18 protein-coding genes are annotated in these 21,574 nt (G+C 29.4%); 11 read left to right on the forward strand and 7 right to left on the reverse strand.

Features of this window, described 5'->3' with window-relative positions; translation table 11 throughout:
* Positions 1–30: 30 nt before the first annotated feature.
* Positions 31–474, forward strand: coding sequence for a hypothetical protein (locus ACY2RW_RS07245; RefSeq protein WP_490122046.1), 444 nt, complete (start codon positions 31–33; stop codon positions 472–474).
* Between the two features lies 1 nt (position 475).
* Positions 476–676, forward strand: a complete 201-nt coding sequence (locus ACY2RW_RS07250; protein ID WP_490122047.1) for a helix-turn-helix transcriptional regulator — start codon at positions 476–478, stop codon at positions 674–676.
* A 50-nt stretch (positions 677–726) separates the two neighbouring features.
* Here the strand turns inward: ACY2RW_RS07250 and ACY2RW_RS07255 are convergent, their stop codons facing one another.
* The 5 genes from ACY2RW_RS07255 to ACY2RW_RS07275 form a co-directional block, all read right to left on the reverse strand.
* Positions 727–2,127, reverse strand: a complete 1,401-nt coding sequence (locus tag ACY2RW_RS07255) for a TolC family protein (RefSeq protein WP_490122048.1) — start codon at positions 2,125–2,127, stop codon at positions 727–729.
* Between the two features lie 29 nt (positions 2,128–2,156).
* Positions 2,157–3,518: an HlyD family secretion protein gene (locus ACY2RW_RS07260; protein WP_490122049.1), complete on the reverse strand. Its 1,362-nt coding sequence runs from the start codon at positions 3,516–3,518 to the stop codon at positions 2,157–2,159.
* A gap of 6 nt (positions 3,519–3,524) precedes the next feature.
* Positions 3,525–5,189 carry a peptidase domain-containing ABC transporter gene (locus tag ACY2RW_RS07265; RefSeq protein WP_490122050.1) on the reverse strand — a complete coding sequence of 555 codons (1,665 nt, stop codon included), beginning with the start codon at positions 5,187–5,189 and terminating at the stop codon, positions 3,525–3,527.
* Between the two features lie 7 nt (positions 5,190–5,196).
* The gene (locus tag ACY2RW_RS07270; protein ID WP_490122051.1) at positions 5,197–5,868 is read right to left on the reverse strand and encodes a TetR/AcrR family transcriptional regulator; all 672 of its coding nucleotides are present in this window, start codon (positions 5,866–5,868) and stop codon (positions 5,197–5,199) included.
* A gap of 157 nt (positions 5,869–6,025) precedes the next feature.
* The gene (locus ACY2RW_RS07275) at positions 6,026–7,054 is read right to left on the reverse strand and encodes a hypothetical protein (RefSeq protein ID WP_490122052.1); all 1,029 of its coding nucleotides are present in this window, start codon (positions 7,052–7,054) and stop codon (positions 6,026–6,028) included.
* Positions 7,055–7,310: 256 nt separating this feature from the next.
* Between ACY2RW_RS07275 and ACY2RW_RS07280 the strand changes: the two genes are divergently transcribed.
* Complete coding sequence (locus ACY2RW_RS07280; RefSeq protein WP_490122053.1) at positions 7,311–7,763, forward strand: cold-shock protein; 453 nt, start codon at positions 7,311–7,313, stop codon at positions 7,761–7,763.
* 160 nt (positions 7,764–7,923) lie between these two features.
* Positions 7,924–10,437, forward strand: coding sequence for a TonB-dependent receptor (locus tag ACY2RW_RS07285; RefSeq protein ID WP_490122054.1), 2,514 nt, complete (start codon positions 7,924–7,926; stop codon positions 10,435–10,437).
* A gap of 91 nt (positions 10,438–10,528) precedes the next feature.
* Here the strand turns inward: ACY2RW_RS07285 and aroB are convergent, their stop codons facing one another.
* Positions 10,529–11,587: a 3-dehydroquinate synthase gene (gene aroB, locus ACY2RW_RS07290; protein WP_490122055.1), complete on the reverse strand. Its 1,059-nt coding sequence runs from the start codon at positions 11,585–11,587 to the stop codon at positions 10,529–10,531.
* Positions 11,588–11,676: 89 nt separating this feature from the next.
* On the opposite strand from aroB, the gene ACY2RW_RS07295 reads away from it, so the two are divergent.
* The 3 genes from ACY2RW_RS07295 to typA all read left to right on the forward strand — a co-directional run bounded on the left by ACY2RW_RS07295 (position 11,677) and on the right by typA (position 15,151).
* Positions 11,677–12,840 (forward strand): proline dehydrogenase family protein, encoded by a 1,164-nt coding sequence (locus ACY2RW_RS07295; RefSeq protein ID WP_490122056.1) that lies wholly within the window; start codon positions 11,677–11,679, stop codon positions 12,838–12,840.
* Positions 12,840–13,130 (forward strand): LETM1 domain-containing protein, encoded by a 291-nt coding sequence (locus ACY2RW_RS07300; protein WP_490122057.1) that lies wholly within the window; start codon positions 12,840–12,842, stop codon positions 13,128–13,130. Before ACY2RW_RS07295 ends, ACY2RW_RS07300 begins: the two co-directional genes overlap by 1 nt.
* Positions 13,131–13,378: 248 nt before the next feature.
* A complete protein-coding gene (typA, locus tag ACY2RW_RS07305; protein ID WP_490122058.1) occupies positions 13,379–15,151 on the forward strand; it encodes a translational GTPase TypA in 1,773 nt (590 codons plus the stop codon).
* A gap of 169 nt (positions 15,152–15,320) precedes the next feature.
* Here typA and ACY2RW_RS07310 read toward each other — a convergent pair whose 3' ends face one another.
* Positions 15,321–16,508, reverse strand: coding sequence for an MFS transporter (locus ACY2RW_RS07310; RefSeq protein ID WP_490122059.1), 1,188 nt, complete (start codon positions 16,506–16,508; stop codon positions 15,321–15,323).
* Positions 16,509–16,591: 83 nt separating this feature from the next.
* On the opposite strand from ACY2RW_RS07310, the gene ACY2RW_RS07315 reads away from it, so the two are divergent.
* The 4 genes from ACY2RW_RS07315 (at position 16,592) to ACY2RW_RS07330 (ending at position 21,529) form a co-directional block, all read left to right on the forward strand.
* Positions 16,592–17,449, forward strand: coding sequence for a hydroxymethylglutaryl-CoA lyase (locus ACY2RW_RS07315; protein WP_490122060.1), 858 nt, complete (start codon positions 16,592–16,594; stop codon positions 17,447–17,449).
* Positions 17,450–17,512: 63 nt separating this feature from the next.
* On the forward strand, positions 17,513–19,018 hold the full coding sequence (locus tag ACY2RW_RS07320) for a bifunctional metallophosphatase/5'-nucleotidase (protein ID WP_490122061.1): 1,506 nt from the start codon (positions 17,513–17,515) through the stop codon (positions 19,016–19,018).
* A 139-nt stretch (positions 19,019–19,157) separates the two neighbouring features.
* Positions 19,158–20,339, forward strand: a complete 1,182-nt coding sequence (locus tag ACY2RW_RS07325) for a DUF4856 domain-containing protein (RefSeq protein WP_490122062.1) — start codon at positions 19,158–19,160, stop codon at positions 20,337–20,339.
* Between the two features lie 86 nt (positions 20,340–20,425).
* Positions 20,426–21,529 (forward strand): imelysin family protein, encoded by a 1,104-nt coding sequence (locus ACY2RW_RS07330; RefSeq protein ID WP_490122063.1) that lies wholly within the window; start codon positions 20,426–20,428, stop codon positions 21,527–21,529.
* Positions 21,530–21,574: the final 45 nt, after the last annotated feature.

Below are 21,574 nucleotides of genomic sequence, written 5' to 3' on the forward strand. Positions count from 1 at the left end.
TATATTTATCAATTTGTAAAACAAAATAAGATGCCAAAACAATCAATTTGTGAAAGAGAAAGAAGTTATGTAGAAAAAATGAATCAATTTCAATTAAGTAATCAATTTAAAAAAATAGGTTATGTAATTGCTATAGGGAGTTTTCTTTTAATGATTATTAGAAAATATATTGAAGATTCTGAATGGGTAAGACCAATTTTGCAAGGTGTATTATTGGTTGGTTTATTATTAGTTTCTTTGGCAAAAGAAAAAATAGAAGATGAATATGTTGATAGTTTGCGATCACAATCTTACAGAATAGCATTTGTTTTAGTCATTATTTATGCTTTGGTACAGCCTTTTATTAATTATGGAGTTGGACTTTTCTTTGATGAGAAAGAAAAATTAGAGGGCTTTAACTATTTTCAAATACTTTTTTATATGTTAATAGTACAATTAATGGTGTTTTGGCAATTAAAAAGATTGAATAGGTAAGATGAAAAATACTTTAAAAGTACAACGTGCTATTTTAGACTTAACACAAGATGATTTGGCAAAAAAAATAGGAGTTTCTCGTCAAACAATTAATTCTATCGAAAAAAATAGGTACGTACCCTCTACAGTTTTGGCACTAAAACTATCTGCTATTTTTAATATTGCTGTGAATGATTTTTTTACTTTAGAAGAAGATGATTAAACTTTTTACTTATTTAATTTTTGTTTTATTAGCCCTAATTTTCGCTATTTTTATTCAGCTATAGATATAACAGCAGCTTTAAATAATTTGGCTTTTGTTTTAAAGAAAGTATTTTCTAATTCGATTGCTTTTAATTTGGCGTCAATTAATTTTACTTCTCTATAATTTACTAGAAATAATGAGCTTTCGCCTAAGAAAAACTTACGATCTTCTGCTTTAAGTAAAGTTCCATAATCTTTAACAATATCAATTGTTAAACTGTTTTGTGTTGTATAAGATGCTAATTCTTGCTGTATTGCATTTACCTTATTTTTAATGGTTACTTTGGCAACATCACTCTCAAACTTTTTATCTTGTAGTTTAATTTTTGCCAATTTATAATCTCCTCTTTCTTTTCTTAAAAATATTGGTAATTTAAAGTTGATTCCTGCTTTATAATTCTGAGTATTTAAAGAATTTATCTGATTTCTATTTTCAGTCAAAAAATTGTATTGTACATCTAATTTTGGTAACAAATTATTCATCTTTAGTTTTCTATCAATATTTAAACTTTGTATTTTAAACTCTAAAGATTTAATTTTTGGATGATTGTTAATGTCAAAATTGGCGTTGTTAAATAGTGCAATATTAAAGGTGGTATCAATATTACTTAAAGTATTTATATCTGGTATAATATTGTCTTGTAACTCTACAGGAGTATTATCATTTAACCACAGATAGTTAGATAAATCTAAGGATGATTTTATCAATTTAATTCTAGCTTTTTCTAAATTTAATTTTCTGTTATTTAGTGTAATCCCTGCTTCTGTAGTGTCTATAGCAGGTTTTTCTCCTTCTAAAAAAGCCCTTTTTGTTGCTTCAAATCTTATTTTTGCATTGTTTAAAAAATCAGCATAAACACGTTTTTCATTGTACGTCTTTAACCAATTAAAATAGGAGAGTGAAGCATTATAAAGAATTTCATTTACTAGTATTTGTTGATCTTCTTTAGCTTGATTTAAGAAAAATTTGGCTTGTTTTAAAGCAGCCATTCTTTTATTAATTAGCAATCCTTTTAGTAAAGACGCAGAAACTCCTGCAGTGTACAAACCATCTGTTGGCACATTTGCTTCTGGATTTAAAAAAACACCACTATTGTTTTCAAAATTAGCTTTAAACTCTAATCCGTAATAAGTTGGTATTTTAAAAGCGGCATTTAATTTATTGTAATATTCTTTTTCTTTGAATTGTTTTTTATCAAAATCTACTTCAATTTTTGGATCAAAAGCACCTCTCGCTTTTAAGAGTTTCGCTTCACTTTTGTTAATGACAAGATTTGCTTGTTTTACAATTGGATGATAACTTTTTACATAGCCTAAATATTCTGATAAAGTCATGACAGATGCTACTTTATCTTGTGCAAAATAACCGACAGTAAATAATAAAAATGATATTAAAATATATTTTTTCATCTTAAAAATTCTAAATCAAGGATTCTGTATTATTTTTTCTTTTTGTCTGATTTACCTTTGTCAGTAGCTTCTGGTTGATAATAATTTGGAGGGAAGCTGTTTAATTGTCTCCAAAGTTCGAACCAAATAGGTACGTCTTCTAAAAGTGCAATTGTTTTGGCTCCAGATCCTACTCTTATTGCTTCTGGCCAAGCATGATCTTTTTCGTCAGGAGCTAATAAAACTCTATACTTACCATTATCGCTAATAAAATTTTCTATAGCAACTACTTTTGCACCATAAGTTCCGTAAGAAACATTTGGCCAACCAGAAAAGACTATTGCTGGCCAACCATCAAACTGTACACGAACCTTTTCGCCAATATGTAAAAGAGGTAAATCTATGGGTCTTACAAAAGTTTCTACAGCTAAATCGTAATCTTGAGGCATTATACCTACAATATCATCACCAGCTTTAAAAGTACCTCCAATTCCGCCTTTTATAGCTTTATTTATAAAACCATTTTGAGGAGCAGTAATAAACAACAAACTGTTTCGAATACTATAATTACTTCTATTATTTTCTAATTTAGATACTTGTGCTTTGGCATCAAAACCACTAGATTGTGCAGTAAACATATCACTTTGTGCTTTTGAAATTTTATCTGTGTAAGTAGCACCAATTCTTGACAATTCTAACTTTGCATTTAAAATATTATTTCTGCTAGCTAATAATTTATTTTCTTGTGATATTAATTTTGCTTGTGTTGCTTGTAATTTTATACGCTTATCTTCTACATCTTTTACAGCCTTTAAACCTTCTTTCTGTAGAGTTTGAGTTCTGTTGAATTGACTTTCTGCAATTTTAATGTTTGTTTTGGCTGCTTCAAAATCTATACTATCACTTTTTGCCTTTAATTTTGCTTGTAATAGTTTGTTTTTAGTTTGTTCTATCTTTAATTTTTGTTCTTGTTTTAGTGCTTCTATTTGTCTTTTTAATGCCTCTACTTTTCCTTGATATGCATTCACAGAAGATGATTTTGCGTTTATCTGTTCACTTGTTCTTTCTACTAAACGATTGTCAAAGTATTCGCTTTTTATTTCAGAAATTCTTAGAATTGTATCCCCTTTTTTTACAAAATCTCCTTCTCTTACAAACCACTCTTCAATTCTACCAGGAATTTGAGACTGAATGGTTTGTGGTCTTTGATTTGGCGTTAAAGTTGTAACTTGACCTTGACCAGTTATGTTTTGTGTCCAAGGTAAAAAAAGCGTTATAAAGCCAATTATTGCAGCTGCTAACAAAAATTTATTAAAAGCTTTATAATATTCTTTCGTAAAAATTTTTTGACCAGATTTAAACTTTGTTAAATCAACTTTCTTATTTAATTGGTTATTAGATATATTTAGCATAACAAATTATATTATTGATTTAATTTCACCTTTTTCTAGTGTAATTGTTTGATTACATTTAGATCTCCAACTCTTTTTACTACTTACTACAATTAAAGCCCAAGGTCTTTTTGGCGAAGTTAAATAGCTGATGATTTTTATGGTTTCGTCTAAATTAAATTGATCTAAAGGATCTTCTAAAATCATTACTTTTGGTTGCTTAATAATTGCTCTTGCTAAAATTATTTTTTTAGCAATTGTATAAGACATTTGTTTACCTTCTGGATATAAAACTGTGTCTAAACCATTAGTTTGTTCTTTTAAAAACTGAGAAAGTCCAACAATATCTAAGGCTTCAAAGATAATTTCATCATTAACAGTTTTATTTCCAAAAACTAAGTTGTCTCGAATGCTACCTTCAAAAGGTGTTTCATCTGAAAGAGATAAACCTAATTGAGATCGATAATGATTAAGATGCAAACTATTTAATGATAAGTTATTGATGTAAATATTACCAGAAGTTGGTTGGTTAACTCCAGAAATTAAACGCAATAAAGTAGATTTTCCAGCACCACTTTCTCCCATTACTAAAATTCTGCTTTTCGGATTTAGAGTTAAAGAAATATTCTTTATAATATGCTTTTCTCTGTTTTCTACACCATAAGAAACATCATCTAACTCCACAACAATACCCTCTTTAAAAAAAGGACGTTCACCAGTTTGTGGCTCTAGCTCTTTGTCAACTACTTGTCCAATTTTTTCTATTGAGGTTAACACGTCGTAAAAAGATTCTAAACCAATAATTAATTTTTCTACAGACTGTATAACTAAAAGAATAATTATTTCTGCAGCTACAAATTGTCCAATATTCATTTCTTGATTTAACACCAAGGCTCCACCAATTAGTAATAAACTAGCAGTTACAATTACCTTAAAACCAATCATTTGAGAAAATTGTAGAATTAATATCTTAAAATGATTTTCTCTTGCTTCTAGATATTTGTTTACTAAATCATCATTTTTTTCTAGTGCTAAGTTTGTGTTTCCAGATAATTTAAAACTTACTACAGTTCTTGCAACTTCTTGTATCCAGTGTGCAACTTTGTATTTTATTTTAGATTCTACTAAGCTGGTTTCTAAACCTTTTTGAGCAGTAAATTTAAATACAATGTATATTAATAATAAAAGTAAAATTCCAAAAATGATAAAAAATGGATGGTAAAAAGATAATAATATTAACGCAAAAATAATCTGTAATAATGCAGTTGGTACATCAATTAAAATTTTAGATAATCCTTTTTGGATGGTTAAAGTATCAAAAAAACGGTTGGCTAATTCTGGAGGATAATAATTTCTTAATTCCTTCATTTTTATTTTAGGAAAACGATAACTTAATTCAAAAGAAGATCGTGTAAAAATTCTTTGCTGTATGGTTTCAATAATTCTTAATTGCATTAATTGTAAAGCCCCAGAAAAAATAACACCAATAGTAACCATAACAACTAAAACAATCCAAGAAGTAGAAATTTGTGCTCCTTGAATTAAATTAATAATTGCCTGTATTCCTAAAGGAAGAGATAATGCAACAATTCCGCCAAAAATAGCATAGTAAAAAATTTGAAAAATATCTTTTTTTTCTAACCTTAATAAGCCAACAAAACGTTGCCAAGGAGTTAATTGTTTTTGATTCATTAATTTTTTATTTTAATGATTTTTGAGTTAATTGAATAAAAAATTCTGTAGGCGAATCTTCATTTTTACAATTGGTAATAGATGTAAAATGTTCTCTTAAATAGTGCTGATGCAAACCTCCTTCAATAATAGTACTTGCTAAACTTAAAGAAAAAGGATATTTATTGTTTACCATTAAAATCATATCACTTATTCTAGAAATAATTCTTTTATAAATTTCAAAATAACCTTCTTTGTTTTCAGAATCTACTTCTTTGGTTAAGAAAGATTTAGAGCTTTCATTTACAATAATTTTATATAAAATAGTTTCGTTTATATGCGAAAAATTTGTGTCTTCTTTTACGGTTCTTGTAACTATAGTAATTGCTTTTTCTAGTTTTTCATTTGCATCAGAAATACTAAATGTTTCTATAACCAATTGGTATTCTAACCAAGCCCAATACCAAGAAGATAGGTACAATAAAAGCTTGTGCTTGCTCTCAAAATATCTGTATATAGAGCTTTCATTAGAACCAATTTTAGCTCCTAATTTTTTAAAAGTAAAACTTTCAAAACCAATCTCATTAATAAGTAAAATACTATGTTCAACAATCCTTTTTCCTAATTCGGATGTTTCTGGATCTTTGATAAAAATTTTTTGAGGAACAGAAATCTTTAGAACAGATAATAAATTTTTCATGATTACTTTATTTGTTTGCAAATATAATAGTATTACTATTATAAACTAATAGCTTTGCTTAATTTAATATTTTATTAACATTTAATTTAAAGACATAAAAAAAACCTTTCTAGCTAAAGAAAGGCTTAATGTATAAATAATTCAACTCAAAAAAATATTATTCTTTATAAAAATAGACAGCAGAGGCTTTAGATAATGTTGTATTATATGAAGGCGAAATATTACCACCATTATTTATATTATTAAAAGCTAATATTCTACCTCCTCCATTTCCAGCTTCTGCAATAAAAACTGTTTTTGTAGAACTGTCGTAAGCAACATCTACAGGATTTCCCATTAACGTATTTGATCCTGATACTCTAGTTTGTTGTGATACTGCTAAAGTACCTCCATTAGCAACTCCATTAAATTTACTCATAAAATTTTCTATAATATGAAACCCTCCATCACTTTGAGAGTTTCCAGCATCACCAATATCTGTTAAAATCATTGTATTTGTAACTGCATCGTAAGTAATACCATGTGTTCTTACAATACCTTCTATAGCTATTTGTTTAGAGGCACTTAAACTTCCTGTTGTAGTATTGCTTAAAAAGTTAGTATACACTGCTAGTTCATTTGTAGTATCTGCAATTGCATATAAATCATTTCCAATAAAAACAATTCCCCATAATTTTATAGCTGTTGTTATTGTGTTTCTTAGCGTAAATTTATCTCCATTTTTAGTATAAATAAATAATTTACCATCTTTAGTAGCAGCATTACCATCTGCGTCTGCATTATCTGCAACTACATACATGTTTCCATTTACGGCTAATTCTCTTGGGCTTTTCATATCTAAACTACCAACAACACTAGCTGTTACGTTTGCAGAAATTGCAGAAGAAGTTAAAGTTACTCCTGTATAACCTTCTAAACCAAAAGTGGTTCTAGAAGATTGTACTACCAAATCTTCATTACCATTATAATAGATACCATCTGCAGCAGTAGTTGTAGTTGTTAAAGTAGATTTTGTTACTGCATTTAAATTGTTAACATTATAAATGTTTACATTACCATCAGAATTATTAGATGTAAATAGTAGTTTGGTGTTTAGCTCTGCAGAAACATTATTGTCACTATTAGAACACGAAGTAAACCCGATTATTGAAGCACAAACAAGTGCCATTATTTTAATTTTTTTCATAATTTATATTAATTTTAGTTTTCAGATATATTTACGAGAGATATGTTACTTCGGTTTTTTTAAATTAAAATTTTAACACTTTTTAACATTTAGGGTTTATGTGTAATAATGATTTTGGAAAAATCTAAATTTGTAGTATATTTGCAGCACTAAGAAAGAATACACTTCACTCACTACACTAGTTAGCTTTAGTTTTATTTTCCAGTTAGGTATTTTATCTTATCAGACATATTAATTTAATACTCTTATATTTTTAATGGCAAAATCGCAACAGACATTTAGTAAAAGTGAAAAAGAAAAAAAACGTTTAAAAAAGCGTGAAGACAAGCGTAAAAAAATGGAAGCTAGAAAAGCTGAAAAAGAAGAAAATGGAGGTACAGGAATCCAGTTTGCTTACGTAGATCATAATGGAAATTTAACTGATACACCTCCAGATCCAGAATTAAAAGTAGAATATGAATTGGAAGATATTCAAATTTCTACAACAAAAAAAGAAGACTTGCCAGAAGTAGATCCTGTAAGAAAAGGTAAAGTATCATTTTTTGATACTTCTAAAGGTTTTGGATTTATTATCGATACAGAAAATAACGAAAAATATTTTACGCACGTTAGTGGTTTAATTGATGAAATTGCAGAGAATGATAAAGTTTCTTTTGAGTTAGAAAAAGGAATGCGTGGAATGAATGCTGTTAAAGTGACAAAGATTTAATCTTTTAAATACATAATATTGTAAAATCCTTCTTTTTAGAAGGATTTTTTTTGATATCAATAAAAGGTTTTCTCAACTTAAACCTTACATATTTATTTAGTCTAACTACCTAAATAAATGTAATTTTGCAAACCTAAAATTACTTAAAAACCAGGTTTCAATGGAATTTAAAAAATGGATATTTTCATCAGTATTACTAATTATAACTCAGTTTGCAACAGCCCAGTTAACAGGAAAAGTAATAGAAGCAGCTGAAAATTATCCTTTAGAATATGCAACAGTAGCTTTATATAAAACGAGTAATAAAAAACTTGTATCTGGCGTAGTTACTAATAATGATGGGCGATTTAGTATTGATAATATAAAACCAGGAAACTATTATTTAGAAACTTCTTTTATTGGTTTTCAGCCTAAACAAATTACATCGATTATCATCAATAAAAAAGGAGAAAAAAAAGATGTAGGAATTATAAAACTAGTTTTAGGTACTGGTAATCAGTTAGATGAAATTACCATCAAATCTGAAAGAAGTACTGTTTTACATAAAATTGATAGACAAGTTTTTGATACAAAAAAATACCAAAGTACGGTTGGTGGAAATGCAATAGATGTTGTTAAAAATTTGCCATCTGTTACCATAGATGGTTTAGGTGATATAAGTGTTAGAGGTAGTAAAGGTTTTACAATTTTAATAAATGGTAAACCCACACAAGGAGATACAAGTTCAATATTAGCACAATTACCTGCAAATGCTTTAGAAACTATTGAATTGATTACAGCTCCATCTGCAAAATACGACCCAGAAGGAAAAGGTGGTATTTTAAACATCATCACTAAAAAAGGGGCTATTGATGGTACTTTTGCACAAATTAATTTGCGTGGTGGATTCCCATCTATAGAAGATTATGACACCCAAGTTGCAGCAAAAAGATTTGGTTTAGATGCAACTCTTAATAAAAGATCAGGAAAATGGAATTTTTCTGTAGGAGCAAGCTACCAAAGAAATGATAAAACAGGTAGGAGAGAAGGAGATATGTTTATTATAAATACTCCAGAAAACAAAACAACTTTTTTGCCTTCTGATGGTGAGCGTAGTTTTGATGAAATTACTTATAATGGACGTTTTAATATAGATTTTACCCCAAATGATAAAGATGCTTTTACGCTTGGTTTTTTTGCAGGAAAACGTACCAAAGAACGTTTAGCAGATATTGTGTATAATAATTCTGCAGTTTCTCCAATTGACAGCAATAATAAATTATATGATTTTACATATTTCAACCATAATTTAAGAGTTAGAAAAGGAGATTTTGCTTTAGGAAGCTTTGATTATAGTCATAAATTTGATGATGCTTCTAAATTATCTACATCAATTTTATATGAATACACCTTTTTAGGAGGTCCAACAGAGAATGATAATTTAGGTGAGCCTAATAGAAATATTGTTTATCAGCGAGAATTTAATACAAATGATAATCCTTTATATGGAACACGTTTTAATTTAGATTATCAATGGAAACCCTTTTCATTTGGGACTTTAGAAACTGGTTATCAATTTAGAAACTTAGACCATACAGGAAAATTTGTTTATGAAAGAGATGGTTTTTTAGTGCCAGAATTTTCGAGTGATGTAAGTTTAAAAAGAGTCATTCACTCTGGATATGCGCAAGTTTCTGGGGCTAAAAATAAATGGAATTACAATGCTGGAGTTCGTTTAGAAGCTATGGATAGAGCATACAAAGAAACATTAAGAAGTAATAATATAGAAAATGTTTACAATTTAGATTTTGTAAAATTATTTCCATCTGCATCAATACAATACAAAGTTGATGATAAAACCAATATCAAAGCTGCATACAGTAAAAGAGTAGAAAGAACGACTACTTTTAAAATGAACAGTTTTGCAGAACGTGAACATTCTGAGGTTTTTGAACAAGGTGATAATACTTTGCAACCAGAATTTATAGATTTGGTAGAGTTAGGCATCACTAAAAAATTAAAAGGAGGAAATGCAGTATATGCAACTGCCTATTTTAGGCATGTAGATAACGTTATCAATCGTGTAAATACGTTGGCATATCAACAAAATGGAGCAGTAATAGATAGTATTATCAACAGAGTATATTCTAATGTTGGTAAAAGTAATGCTATAGGTTTGGAAATTGGTGCCACTTTAAAACCAACAAAAAGTTGGACAAATTTTATTGGTGTAAATGTGTATAATTATGCTATTGATGGTGTTTTAAACTTTAGACATAGAGATGGAGTAGAGCGCAATTACAATATCGATACGAATTCTATGATTTACTCAATCAATTTAAACTCAACCTATAATTTTTGGCAAAACGCTTCAGTACAATTTACGTTTAATTACTTGTCTGATAGAGTTACAGCAATGGGTGAAGATTCTCGTTTTTACTCGCCAAATCTTACCTTTAGAAAAAAGTTGTTGGATGATAGGTTAACAGCCACTTTGCAATGGCAAAATATAGATATGGGCTTATTTAAAACAAACGAACAAAGAATTACAACCTCAAGACCCAACCAATTTTTTACAACTACAAACTACGTATATGAGGTAGATATGATTACGTTAAACCTGTCTTATACGTTTAATGCTGCTAAAAATAAATCGAAGTTTATAGATAGTGAATTTGGTAAGCGTGAGTTTTAGTCAAAATAAGATTACTAAAATTAGAAAATCCTTCAAGTTTTAACCTGAAGGATTTTTTTATGTCTTGTATTTTTTTCTCTTTTCTAAAAAACTACAAATTATAAAACTCCATACTCTCAACAATCAAGTTTTCAGGAACTTTACAATCTAATTTAAAATCTTCGTAATCGTTTAAAAGTACAAAATTTACTTGTCCGTTTACATTTTTCTTATCATGTTTAAGCAATTCAATAATAGCAGAAAAATCTTCTTTTAATAAAATTGTCCTTTTATAAATTGATAAAATCACTTCTTTAACTTCACTTACTTTTTCAGTCGGAAAACCTAATAATTTAGAAGATATGTAACTCTCGCAAACCATTCCAATAGCAATCGCTTCACCATGAGTTAAGTTTTCTTTGTCTTCAGACTCTAAGTAAAAAGATTCTATTGCATGCCCTAAAGTATGCCCAAAATTTAAAATTTTACGTAAACTTTGCTCTTTAGGATCTTGTAAAACAACTTCGTTTTTTATTTCAATAGAACGAAATATTAAATCACTAATTTTTAAACCTTTATTATTCTTTATTTCGTTGAATAATTTTGTGTCATAAGTAATTCCGTATTTAATAATTTCTGCGGTTCCAGACTTAATTTCTCTTTCTTCAACAGTATTTAAATAAGCAGCATCTACAATTACCATTTCAGGATTTGCAAACAAACCAATCTGGTTTTTTAAAACACCCAAATCTACACCAGTTTTTCCACCAACAGAAGCATCTACCATAGATAATAAAGTAGTAGGAATATTTACAAAATCAATTCCGCGTTTAAAACAACTTGCAACAAACCCACCTAAATCTGTAATAACACCACCACCTAAAGTAATTAATAAGCTTTTTCTGTCTCCTCCCAACTCTGTAATTGCGTTCCAAACACCAATACAAGTTTCAATATTTTTATTAATTTCTCCAGACTCAATTTCAATCACTTCAATACGTTTATCAGTATCAAAATTTGGAATAAATTTGGGGTAACAATGCTCAAAAGTGTTCTCATCAACCAAAATAAATACGGTAGAATAGTTGTTTGTTGCCACTAAATTAGAAAGTGCATTATAGCCTTTCTCTTGAAAATGAACAGGATACGTAACTGCTTGAATAGATTCCATTGATAAATAATTGAGTTTGCAAATTAAATAGAAATTATTCAATTATTACTATTCTATAGCTATATTTGTTTTGACTAAAATACTGTTTTATGAACCTTTTTGACAATACAGAAGTTGCTTTTGCACTAAAATCAGATTCACAATTAGAACGCGCTTATTTTTTGTTTAAAATGATACAAAACGAGCCAATGGTTCGTATTGGTTCTGCTGTAACTAACTTTGCATTAAAAGTGCATTTGCCAGTAGAAGGTTTAATACGATCTACGGTTTTTGATCATTTTTGTGGTGGAGTTACAGAAGAAGATTGCTTGCCTATTATAGATAATATGTACAAAAAAGGCAATGTGCATAGTGTTTTAGATTACTCTGTAGAAGGTAAAGACCAAGAAATAAGTTTTGATGGCGCTTTAGAAAAAATATTAAAAATTGTTGATTTCTGCGAAGAAAAAAAATCCATTCCTTATGCAGTTTTTAAGCCCACTGGTTTTGGACGTTTTGCATTGTATCAAAAAATATCAGAAGGAAAAGAATTATCTCAAGAGGAAAAAGAAGAATGGGGCAGAGTAGAAGCACGTTATCATAAAGTATGCAAAGTAGCAGTTAAAAAAGACGTTCCATTATTAATTGATGCAGAAGAAAGTTGGATGCAAGATGCAGCAGATGATTTAATTGAAAGCTTAATGGAAACCTATAATAAAGACAAAGCCATTGTTTTTAATACACTGCAAATGTATAGACATGACAGAATGGATTATTTAAAAGCATTATACAAAAGAGCTTCAGAAAAAGGTTTTCATATTGGGATGAAAGTTGTAAGAGGTGCTTATATGGAAAAAGAGCGAGAAAGAGCAGCAGAAAAAGGATATCCATCTCCTATTTGCAAAAATAAAAAAGCCACAGATATTAACTATGACAAAGCCATAGAGTTTATAATGGAACACCCTAAAATGGCACTTTTTGCAGGAACTCATAATGAAGAAAGTTCTTATTTATTGATGGATTTAGCTAAAAAATACGAAATTGATAAAAATGACAATAGACTCTGGTTTGGACAATTATTTGGAATGAGTGATCACATTAGTTATAATTTAGCAAACCAAGGTTACAATGTTGCCAAATACCTTCCTTTTGGTCCAGTAAGAGATGTGATGCCATATTTAATAAGAAGAGCAGAAGAAAACACATCTGTAGCAGGTCAAACCAGTAGAGAACTAAATCTTTTAAAAACAGAGCGAAAACGCAGAAAATTATAATGAAAACTGTAGAAGAAATTAAAATATTACTTCATAAAAACAAATTGAGACTGTATCAAGAACTATCTCAAAGTAAAGAAGCAATGCGATTAATTACCAAATCTACACACACAAACTTAACAGCAGAAGAAAAAGAAAAAATTAAAGTTCAGTTGTTAGACATTTGCAAATCTATACCAGCTTTGGCCGTTTTTTTATTACCAGGAGGCGCATTATTACTGCCTCTTCTAATTAAATTAATTCCAGATATTTTGCCTTCTTCTTTTAGAGAAGATCCTTTAGAAAAATAATTTGGGCGTTACCAAGCTAAAAAAAAGCTTGGTCGTGCTTTCATTACTCGCTTTTCGCAAAAAAGCGAAAGAGCTCAAACATGCCATTCAATCACTAACGCACTTGTTTATCAAAACCATTAATTTTTAAGCGTAAAGAAAATCAACATTATCTATGGCTCTTTATCTTCATCTTAAAAATAATCAATCATAATTCACATAAATCACATAGAAACAACTACTTTTGCACGAAATTTAAGAAATTACAAATGCAATCCATTAGAAACATCGCAATTATTGCACACGTTGACCACGGAAAAACAACGTTAGTAGATAAAATTATAGATCAAGCCAAAATTTTAGACGATCGTAAAGAACGTAAAGATTTATTGTTAGATAACAACGATTTAGAACGAGAAAGAGGTATTACAATCCTTTCTAAAAATGTATCTGTAAATTATAAAGGTGTTAAAATTAACGTAATAGACACTCCTGGTCACGCAGATTTTGGAGGAGAAGTAGAGCGTGTTTTAAAAATGGCAGATGGTGTTTTATTATTAGTAGATGCTTTTGAGGGGCCAATGCCACAAACACGTTTTGTTTTAGGTAAAGCAATAGAATTAGGTTTAACACCAATTGTTGTTGTAAACAAGGTAGATAAAGAAAATTGTACACCAGATTTAGTACACGAAAAAGTTTTTGATTTAATGTTTGCTTTAGATGCAACAGAAGATCAATTAGACTTTACCACAATTTATGGTTCTGCTAAAAATGGTTGGATGTCTACAGATTGGAAAGACGAAAAAGACAATATTGTAGATTTATTAGATGCTGTAATTGAGTCTATACCAGAAGCACCTTACAGAGAAGGATCTCCACAAATGCAAATTACATCATTAGATTTTTCTGCGTTTACAGGTAGAATTGCAATTGGTCGTGTTTTTAGAGGAGACTTAGAAATTGGGAAAGACTACATGCTAATGAAAGCAGATGGTTCTACAAAAAAAGTAAGAATTAAAGAATTACATGTTTTTGAAGGAATGGGTAAAGCTTCTGTAGAGAAGGTTCGTTCTGGAGATATTTGCGCAATTACAGGTATAGAAGGTTTTGAGATTGGAGATACTATTGCAGATTTAGAAAATCCAGAAGCATTACCAAGAATAGAAGTAGACCAACCAACAATGAGTATGTTGTTTACCATTAACAACTCACCATTTTTTGGTAAAGAAGGTAAGTTTGTAACTTCTCGTCATTTGCGTGACAGATTGTTCAAAGAAATGGAGAAAAACTTAGCATTAAGAGTAGATACAACAGATTCTGAAGATAAATTTAACGTTTTCGGACGTGGAGTTTTACATTTATCAGTATTGATAGAAACGATGCGTAGAGAAGGCTATGAGTTACAAGTTGGACGTCCACAGGTAATTATAAAAGAGATAGATGGTGTAAAATCAGAACCTTACGAAACTTTATCTATAGATGTGCCAGAAGAAAATGCCTCAAAAGCAATTAACTTAGTTTCTTTAAGAAAAGGAGATTTGTTAGTAATGGAACCAAAAGGAGATTTACAACATTTAGAGTTTACAATTCCATCTAGAGGATTAATAGGTTTACGTAACAAAATTTTAACTGCAACTGCAGGTACAGCTATTATAAATCACCGTTTTTCTGAGTATGGACCTTTTAAAGGTGAGTTTACAGAAGATATTAAAGGTGCCATTGTTTCTTCTGCAGCTGGTAAAGCTACTGCTTATGCAATTGATAGATTACAAGACAGAGGCCGTTTTTTTATAGATCCAAACCAAGATATTTATATTGGTCAAGTTGTTGGAGAAAACAGCAAGGATACAGATATGGGAGTGAATTTAATTAAAGGAAAAAAATTAACCAACGTTCGTTCTTCTGGAACAGATGACAGTGTTAAAATCGCTCCAAAAATTGATTTCTCTTTAGAAGAATGTATGGAGTACATAAAAGTAGATGAATACTTAGAAGTTACTCCAGCAAGTTTACGTATGCGTAAAATTTCTTTTAGACCATAATTTTTTTCTTCCTTTTGGAGAAATCTTACATAAAATAAAAAGAGGCTGTCTAAAAAGTAGTTAAGTATGTCAAGCTGAGCTTGTCGAATTTTTATAATTCATTGATTATCATTTATATTTCGACAAAGTCTATCTTGAGCAAAGACAAAAGGCTCAATATGAAAAGTAGTTAATTTTTTGACTTTTCAGACAGCCTCTTTTTTGTAAAGAATATCAAACCAAATATTGGGCCAATAGCTAGAATCATGTAAACAAAATAAGAGTTGGTATGGTTTGTTAAATTACTCAATATTTGAATGCTGATAATTGTAATTGCAAAACCAATACAATTTACAATAGTTAAAGCAGTTCCTTTATCTTTAGAGGGTGCATTTTGAGCAACTAAAGTGGAAAACAATGGTGAATCTGCAATGACAACCATTCCCCAAAAAATCAAGAAAATTATAAAAAGAATTTCAGAATTTACATAAAATAAAAATGGACTTATCAAGCAACAAAAACAAGACAATAGTAAAGAACTAAAAGCTATTTTTTTCGGTGTGTATTTTTCAGATAAAAAACCTGCTAGTACACATGCAAATGCACCAATTCCTATAATGCAAAATGATAGTAAAGGAATATTAAATTTTACATCTTTGTGCGTATTTTGATAAATTTGTAAAAGCATGGGAGTAAAAGTCCAAAAAGCATATAACTCCCACATGTGACCAAAATAACCAAAAGCAGCTTTTTGAAAAGGCTTATTTTTAAAAACAGCATAACAAGCCATTAAATTCAATCCTTTACTTTTTTTTCTATATGGACCATCTTTTACAAAAAATAGCATTAACAAGCCACCAAAGCATGATAAAAAAGAGGTTATAGCAATTACATTCTGCCAATCAAAACGTTGCATTAAATCTTTTAGTAAGTGAGGTAAAGCTGTTCCTAAAACTAAAGCACCCACTAAAAACCCTAAAGATTTGCCTAACCCTTTTTCATAATAATCTGAAGCTATTTTCATCCCTACAGGATAAATTCCTGCTAAGAAAAAACCAGTAAAAAAACGTAAGCTTATTAAACTGGATAAAGTTTGATTTTCAAACAGTATAGTCGCATTAAAAAGTGCACCTAAAAATGCGCTTATAAAAAATACTTTTGATGGTGAAAAACGATCAACAATTGTAAATAATGCAAAAGCTAACGTTCCAAAAATAAAGCCAAATTGTACAGCAGATGTTAAATGACCTAGAGCACTAAGATTTAAATTATAATTAGAAACTAAATCATTCATGACTCCATTTCCAGCAAACCATAAAGAAGTGCAACAAAATTGTGAAACAACAATTATAGGAAGTATAAATTTAGATTTTTTCATAAACAAAACGAAAGTACCAAAAAGCATTCAATAATCAGTAGAAATTATTTTGCAACTTCATTAGTTTGGCTATCTTTGAGAAGATGAAAAAAGTCAAAATTATAGAATGTCCTAGAGATGCAATGCAAGGCATAAAATCTCATTTTATTGCTACAGAAAAAAAGGCATTGTATATCAATTCATTACTAAAAGTAGGTTTTGATACGATTGATTTTGGCAGTTTTGTTTCGCCTAAAGCAATTCCGCAAATGCGAGATACAGCTGCTGTTTTATCAAAGTTAGATTTGTCTAAAACACAAAGTAAATTATTGGCAATTATAGCCAATGTAAGAGGCGCAAATGATGCTGCACAGTTTGAAGAAATTGATTATTTAGGCTATCCTTTTTCGATTTCCGAAAACTTTCAAATGCGAAATACACATAAAACTATTGCAGAATCTATAGAAACATTAGAAGAAATTTTAAATATTGCAGATAAAACGAATAAAGAGGTAGTTGCTTATTTGTCTATGGGATTTGGAAATCCGTATGGAGATCCTTGGAATGTTGATATTGTTGGAAAATGGACAGAAAAATTAGCTAAAATGGGTGTGAAAATATTATCACTTTCAGATACTATTGGGAGTTCTACACCAGAAATAATTGGTTATCTATTTTCAAATTTAATTCCAAAATATCCAAATATCGAGTTTGGAGCACATTTGCACACAACACCAGACAAATGGCATGAAAAAGTAGATACCGCTTTTAAGGCTGGTTGTAATCGTTTTGATGGAGCTATAAAAGGCTATGGAGGTTGTCCTATGGCTAAAGACGAATTGACTGGAAATATGCCCACAGAAAAACTAGTCAGTTATTTTACTGCACAAAAAGCAGATACAAATATAAAACCTATGAGTTTTGAGAGTGCTTATAATAAGACTTTAGAGGTTTTTATTTAATAGAAAAAGAAGTTTAGAAAGTTTTTAAAGTGTTTTTAAATCATCTTAAAGTCATAAAATAAAATGAAATTTACAAAATTACTATTATTCATTTTTTCAATTTTAATATTATCATCTTGTAATAAAAATGACAACAAAATAGAATTCACTTTTTTACAAATAAACGACGTTTATGAAATTGCTCCAATTCAAGCAGGAAAGTATGGAGGAATGGCTAGAGTAGAAAAGGTACATCAAGAACTGTTAAAAGAAAATCCGAATACAATGCTTTTTATGGCAGGCGATTTTTTAAATCCGTCTTTGTTAGGAACTCTAAAAGTTGATGGAGAAAGAGTTCGTGGAAAACAAATGATAAAAGTTATGAATGCTATGAATTTCGATTTGGTTGCATTCGGAAATCATGAATTCGATCTATCACAAAAAGATTTACAAAAAAGACTGAATGAAAGTACGTTTCCTTGGATTTCTGCCAATGTAAAATTAAAAACAAAAGAAACAGCTATTCCTTTTTACAAAGAAAGAAATGGACAAAAAGAGCCAGTTGCAGAAACGTACATCAAAGAACTTTCTGATGCAGATGGCACAAAAATTAAGATTGGTTTTATTAGTGTTTGCATACCTTCAAACCCTAAAGATTATGTAGAGTATGGAAATATGTTTGTAAAAGCAAGAGCATCTTATGCAGCTATTAAAGATTCTGTTGATGTTGTGTTTGGGCTAACACACGTTAAAATTGCCAACGATAAAAGAATTGCCAAGTTAATACCCAATTTACCTTTAATTATGGGAGGTCATGAACATACAAATATGAAACATAAAGTAGGCAATGTAATTATAACCAAAGCAGATGCCAACGCAAAAACAGCCTATATTCACAGAATTTCTTATGATAAAAGCACTAAAAAAACAGTTATAAATTCAGAATTAAAAGAAATTAATGCTGCAATCGTTGCTGACGATAATGTAGGTAAAATTGTAGAAAAATGGCAGCAAATTTTAGATGATAAAATTAAAGATGTTATAGACAATCCTTCAGAAATTATATACAATACAAAAATACCTTTAGATGGGAGAGATACACCTATTAGAAGCACTCAAACCAATTTAGGGCAAATCATTACAAGAGCTATGTCTTTTGCTTACAATGATAAAGTTGATGCAGCTTTGGTAAATGGTGGTTCTATTAGAATTGACGACCAATTAAGAGGAAACATTACTCCTGTAGATATTTTTAGAGTATTACCTTATGGAGGAGATATTGTAAAAGTAGCAATAAAAGGAAGATTGTTAAAAAGAGTACTTGATTATGGAAAATTAGCAAAAGGAACAGGAGCTTATTTGCACAGGCATAATATAGAAGAGAAAAACAAAATTTGGTTGATAAAAGGCAAACCCATCAACCTAAAAAAAACATATACTATTGCGTTTTCAGATTACCTTTTAAAAGGTTTTGATATTCCTTTTCTGTCAGATAAAAACAGAGAAGTTCTTTCTGTATATCACCCAAAACAAGATGAATTGGCAATCGATATTCGAAAAGTAGTCGTTGCATATTTACAAACTTTATAATTATCTAATTGATTATTAGTAATTTATTTTAAAATATTATTTTTATTTAAATTAAATCTAAATAAACTTTGTAAAACTCAATTTCAGTTTTATATTTGCACTCGTAAATAAAAGTTATTTAAAATCAATCTAAATAAAAATGAAAAAAGTAATTCTATCTCTAGCAATTGTATCAATTTTAATGTCCTGCAACAAAAATGATAATGATTCTCCTGTAACTCAAGCCCCAAAATCATATTCTTTTGAAAGAAATGGTCAATCTTCTGTAAGTTTTGACGGACAAACTACCAGAATTCAAATGGGTAACGAATTTGTTAGCGCTTTAAAAGATCCAACAAAAACTGAAGCAGATTTAGACGGAATGTTTACCAATACTGGTGATAAATTCTCCAATGCAGCTTTAAATAGTTCTTCGAAAAATATTAGAAGTAAAACAGCAGCTTCAACAGATTTTTATGCTGCAAATACAACAGATGCAACTGCAATAAAAGCAGAATTTGATTCTTGGATTGCAAACCAAGTAAATGATGTTTTTCCAAATTGGAATGTAGATGCTAAAGCAGGAACTGCTGGTAAAATTCAAGAAGCTGGAGGTGGTTCTACAAGATATGTAAATGCAAAAGGTTTAGAATACAACCAAGCTATTAACAAAGGTTTAATAGGTGCACTTATGGTAGACCAAATTTTAAACAATTATTTAAGTCCTGCAGTTTTAGACGCAGCTAGCAATAGAGCAGATAATGATGCTGGTACTGCTGCAAGTGGAAAAAACTATACCAATATGGAGCACAAATGGGATGAAGCTTTTGGTTATTTATACGGAAATGAAGCAGATGCTGCATCTCCAGTTTTAAATAAAGATAGTTTTTTAAATAAGTACTTAAGTAGAGTAGAAAGTGATACAGATTTTGCAGGAATTGCATCAGATATTTATAATGCTTTTAAATTAGGAAGAGCTGCTATTGTTAACAAAGATTACGCAACAAGAGATGCACAAGCAGAAATTTTAAAAGAAAAGATTTCTGAAATTATTGCAATAAGAGCAGTCTATTACTTACAACAAGGTAAAGCATCTTTAGCAACTAATAAAGCAGCAGCTTTCCATGATTTATCTGAAGGTTTTGGGTTTATCTATAGTTTACAATTTACAAGAAAACCAAACTCTACTGTTCCTTACTTTACAAAATCAGAAGTAGATGGTTTTATTAGCACATTAACAGCTGGTAATGGTTTTTGGGATGTTTCAATAGCAACTTTAGATGAAATGTCTACTAAAATAGCTGCAAGATTTAACTTTACAGTTGCGCAAGCTGGGAGTTAATTATTAAAATATTCATAGCAAAAAGCAATTCTAATTCATTGCTTTTTGCTATTTTTGTATCTTTATTTAGAATAAATAGAAATAAGATGTTTAAAAAAATTAGTTTACTTTTTGTAGCTGTAATTATTTTTAATTCCTGTAGTTCTGGAGAAGAAGGTAAGGTTGAGGTTAAAGATAATTTTGATAGAAAAATAATGCTTGCACATATAGCAGATAACATTATTACTCCTTCTTATGATGATTTTGCCAGCAAAATGGAATCTTTAAAATCTATTGGAGATACGTTTACAAACAATCCTACACAAACAACATTAGAAGATCTAAGAGTAGCTTGGTTAGAAGCTTACAAAAAGTGGCAATATGTAGAAATGTATAATATTGGCAGAGCAGAAGAAATTCAATATTCTTTCTTTATGAATGTATATCCGTTAACTGTTGCAGATGTAGAAAGTAATATTTCTTCAGGAAGTTACGATTTAAATAGTGCTAACAATCATGATGCACAAGGTTTTCCTGCTTTAGACTATTTATTGTATGGTGTTGGTGATAATGATAACGAGATTTTAGCAAAATTTACTACTGCAACTAACAACGATAATTACAAAAAGTATTTAACAGATGTTTTAAACCAAATGAACAACTTAACCAAAGATGTTGTAACTAAATTTAAAGCAGATAGAAATACGTTTGTTAATAGTACTACAAATACAGTAACAAGTTCTGTAAATAAATTGATAAACGATTATATTTTTTATTACGAAAAAGGGTTAAGAGCCAATAAATTTGGAATTCCTGCAGGTGTGTTTTCAACAACAGCTTTACCAGAAAAAATAGAAGCAGTATATAGAAAAGACATTTCTAAAACATTAGCATTAGAAGCATTAATAGCTGTTGAGAACCTTTTTAAAGGTACTTATACAGGAAGCTCAAGTACAAATAGGAGTAGTTTTAAAGATTATCTAATAGCCTTAGATAGACAAGATTTAGTGGTTAAAATTCAAAATCAATTTGCTGCAGCTAAAACAGAAATTAATGGTTTAAATGTAAATTTTAATACTCAAATAACTACAGATAATACTAAAATGCTAAAAACTTATGACGAACTACAAAAGGCAGTTGTACTTTTAAAAGTAGATATGTTACAAGCATTTAACATTAGTGTAGATTATGTTGATGCTGATGGCGATTAAAAACCAAAATATAATTTAAATAAAAACCTGAATTTTTATTGAGTT

It is taken from the genome of Polaribacter sp. 2305UL8-11, assembly GCF_058147165.1.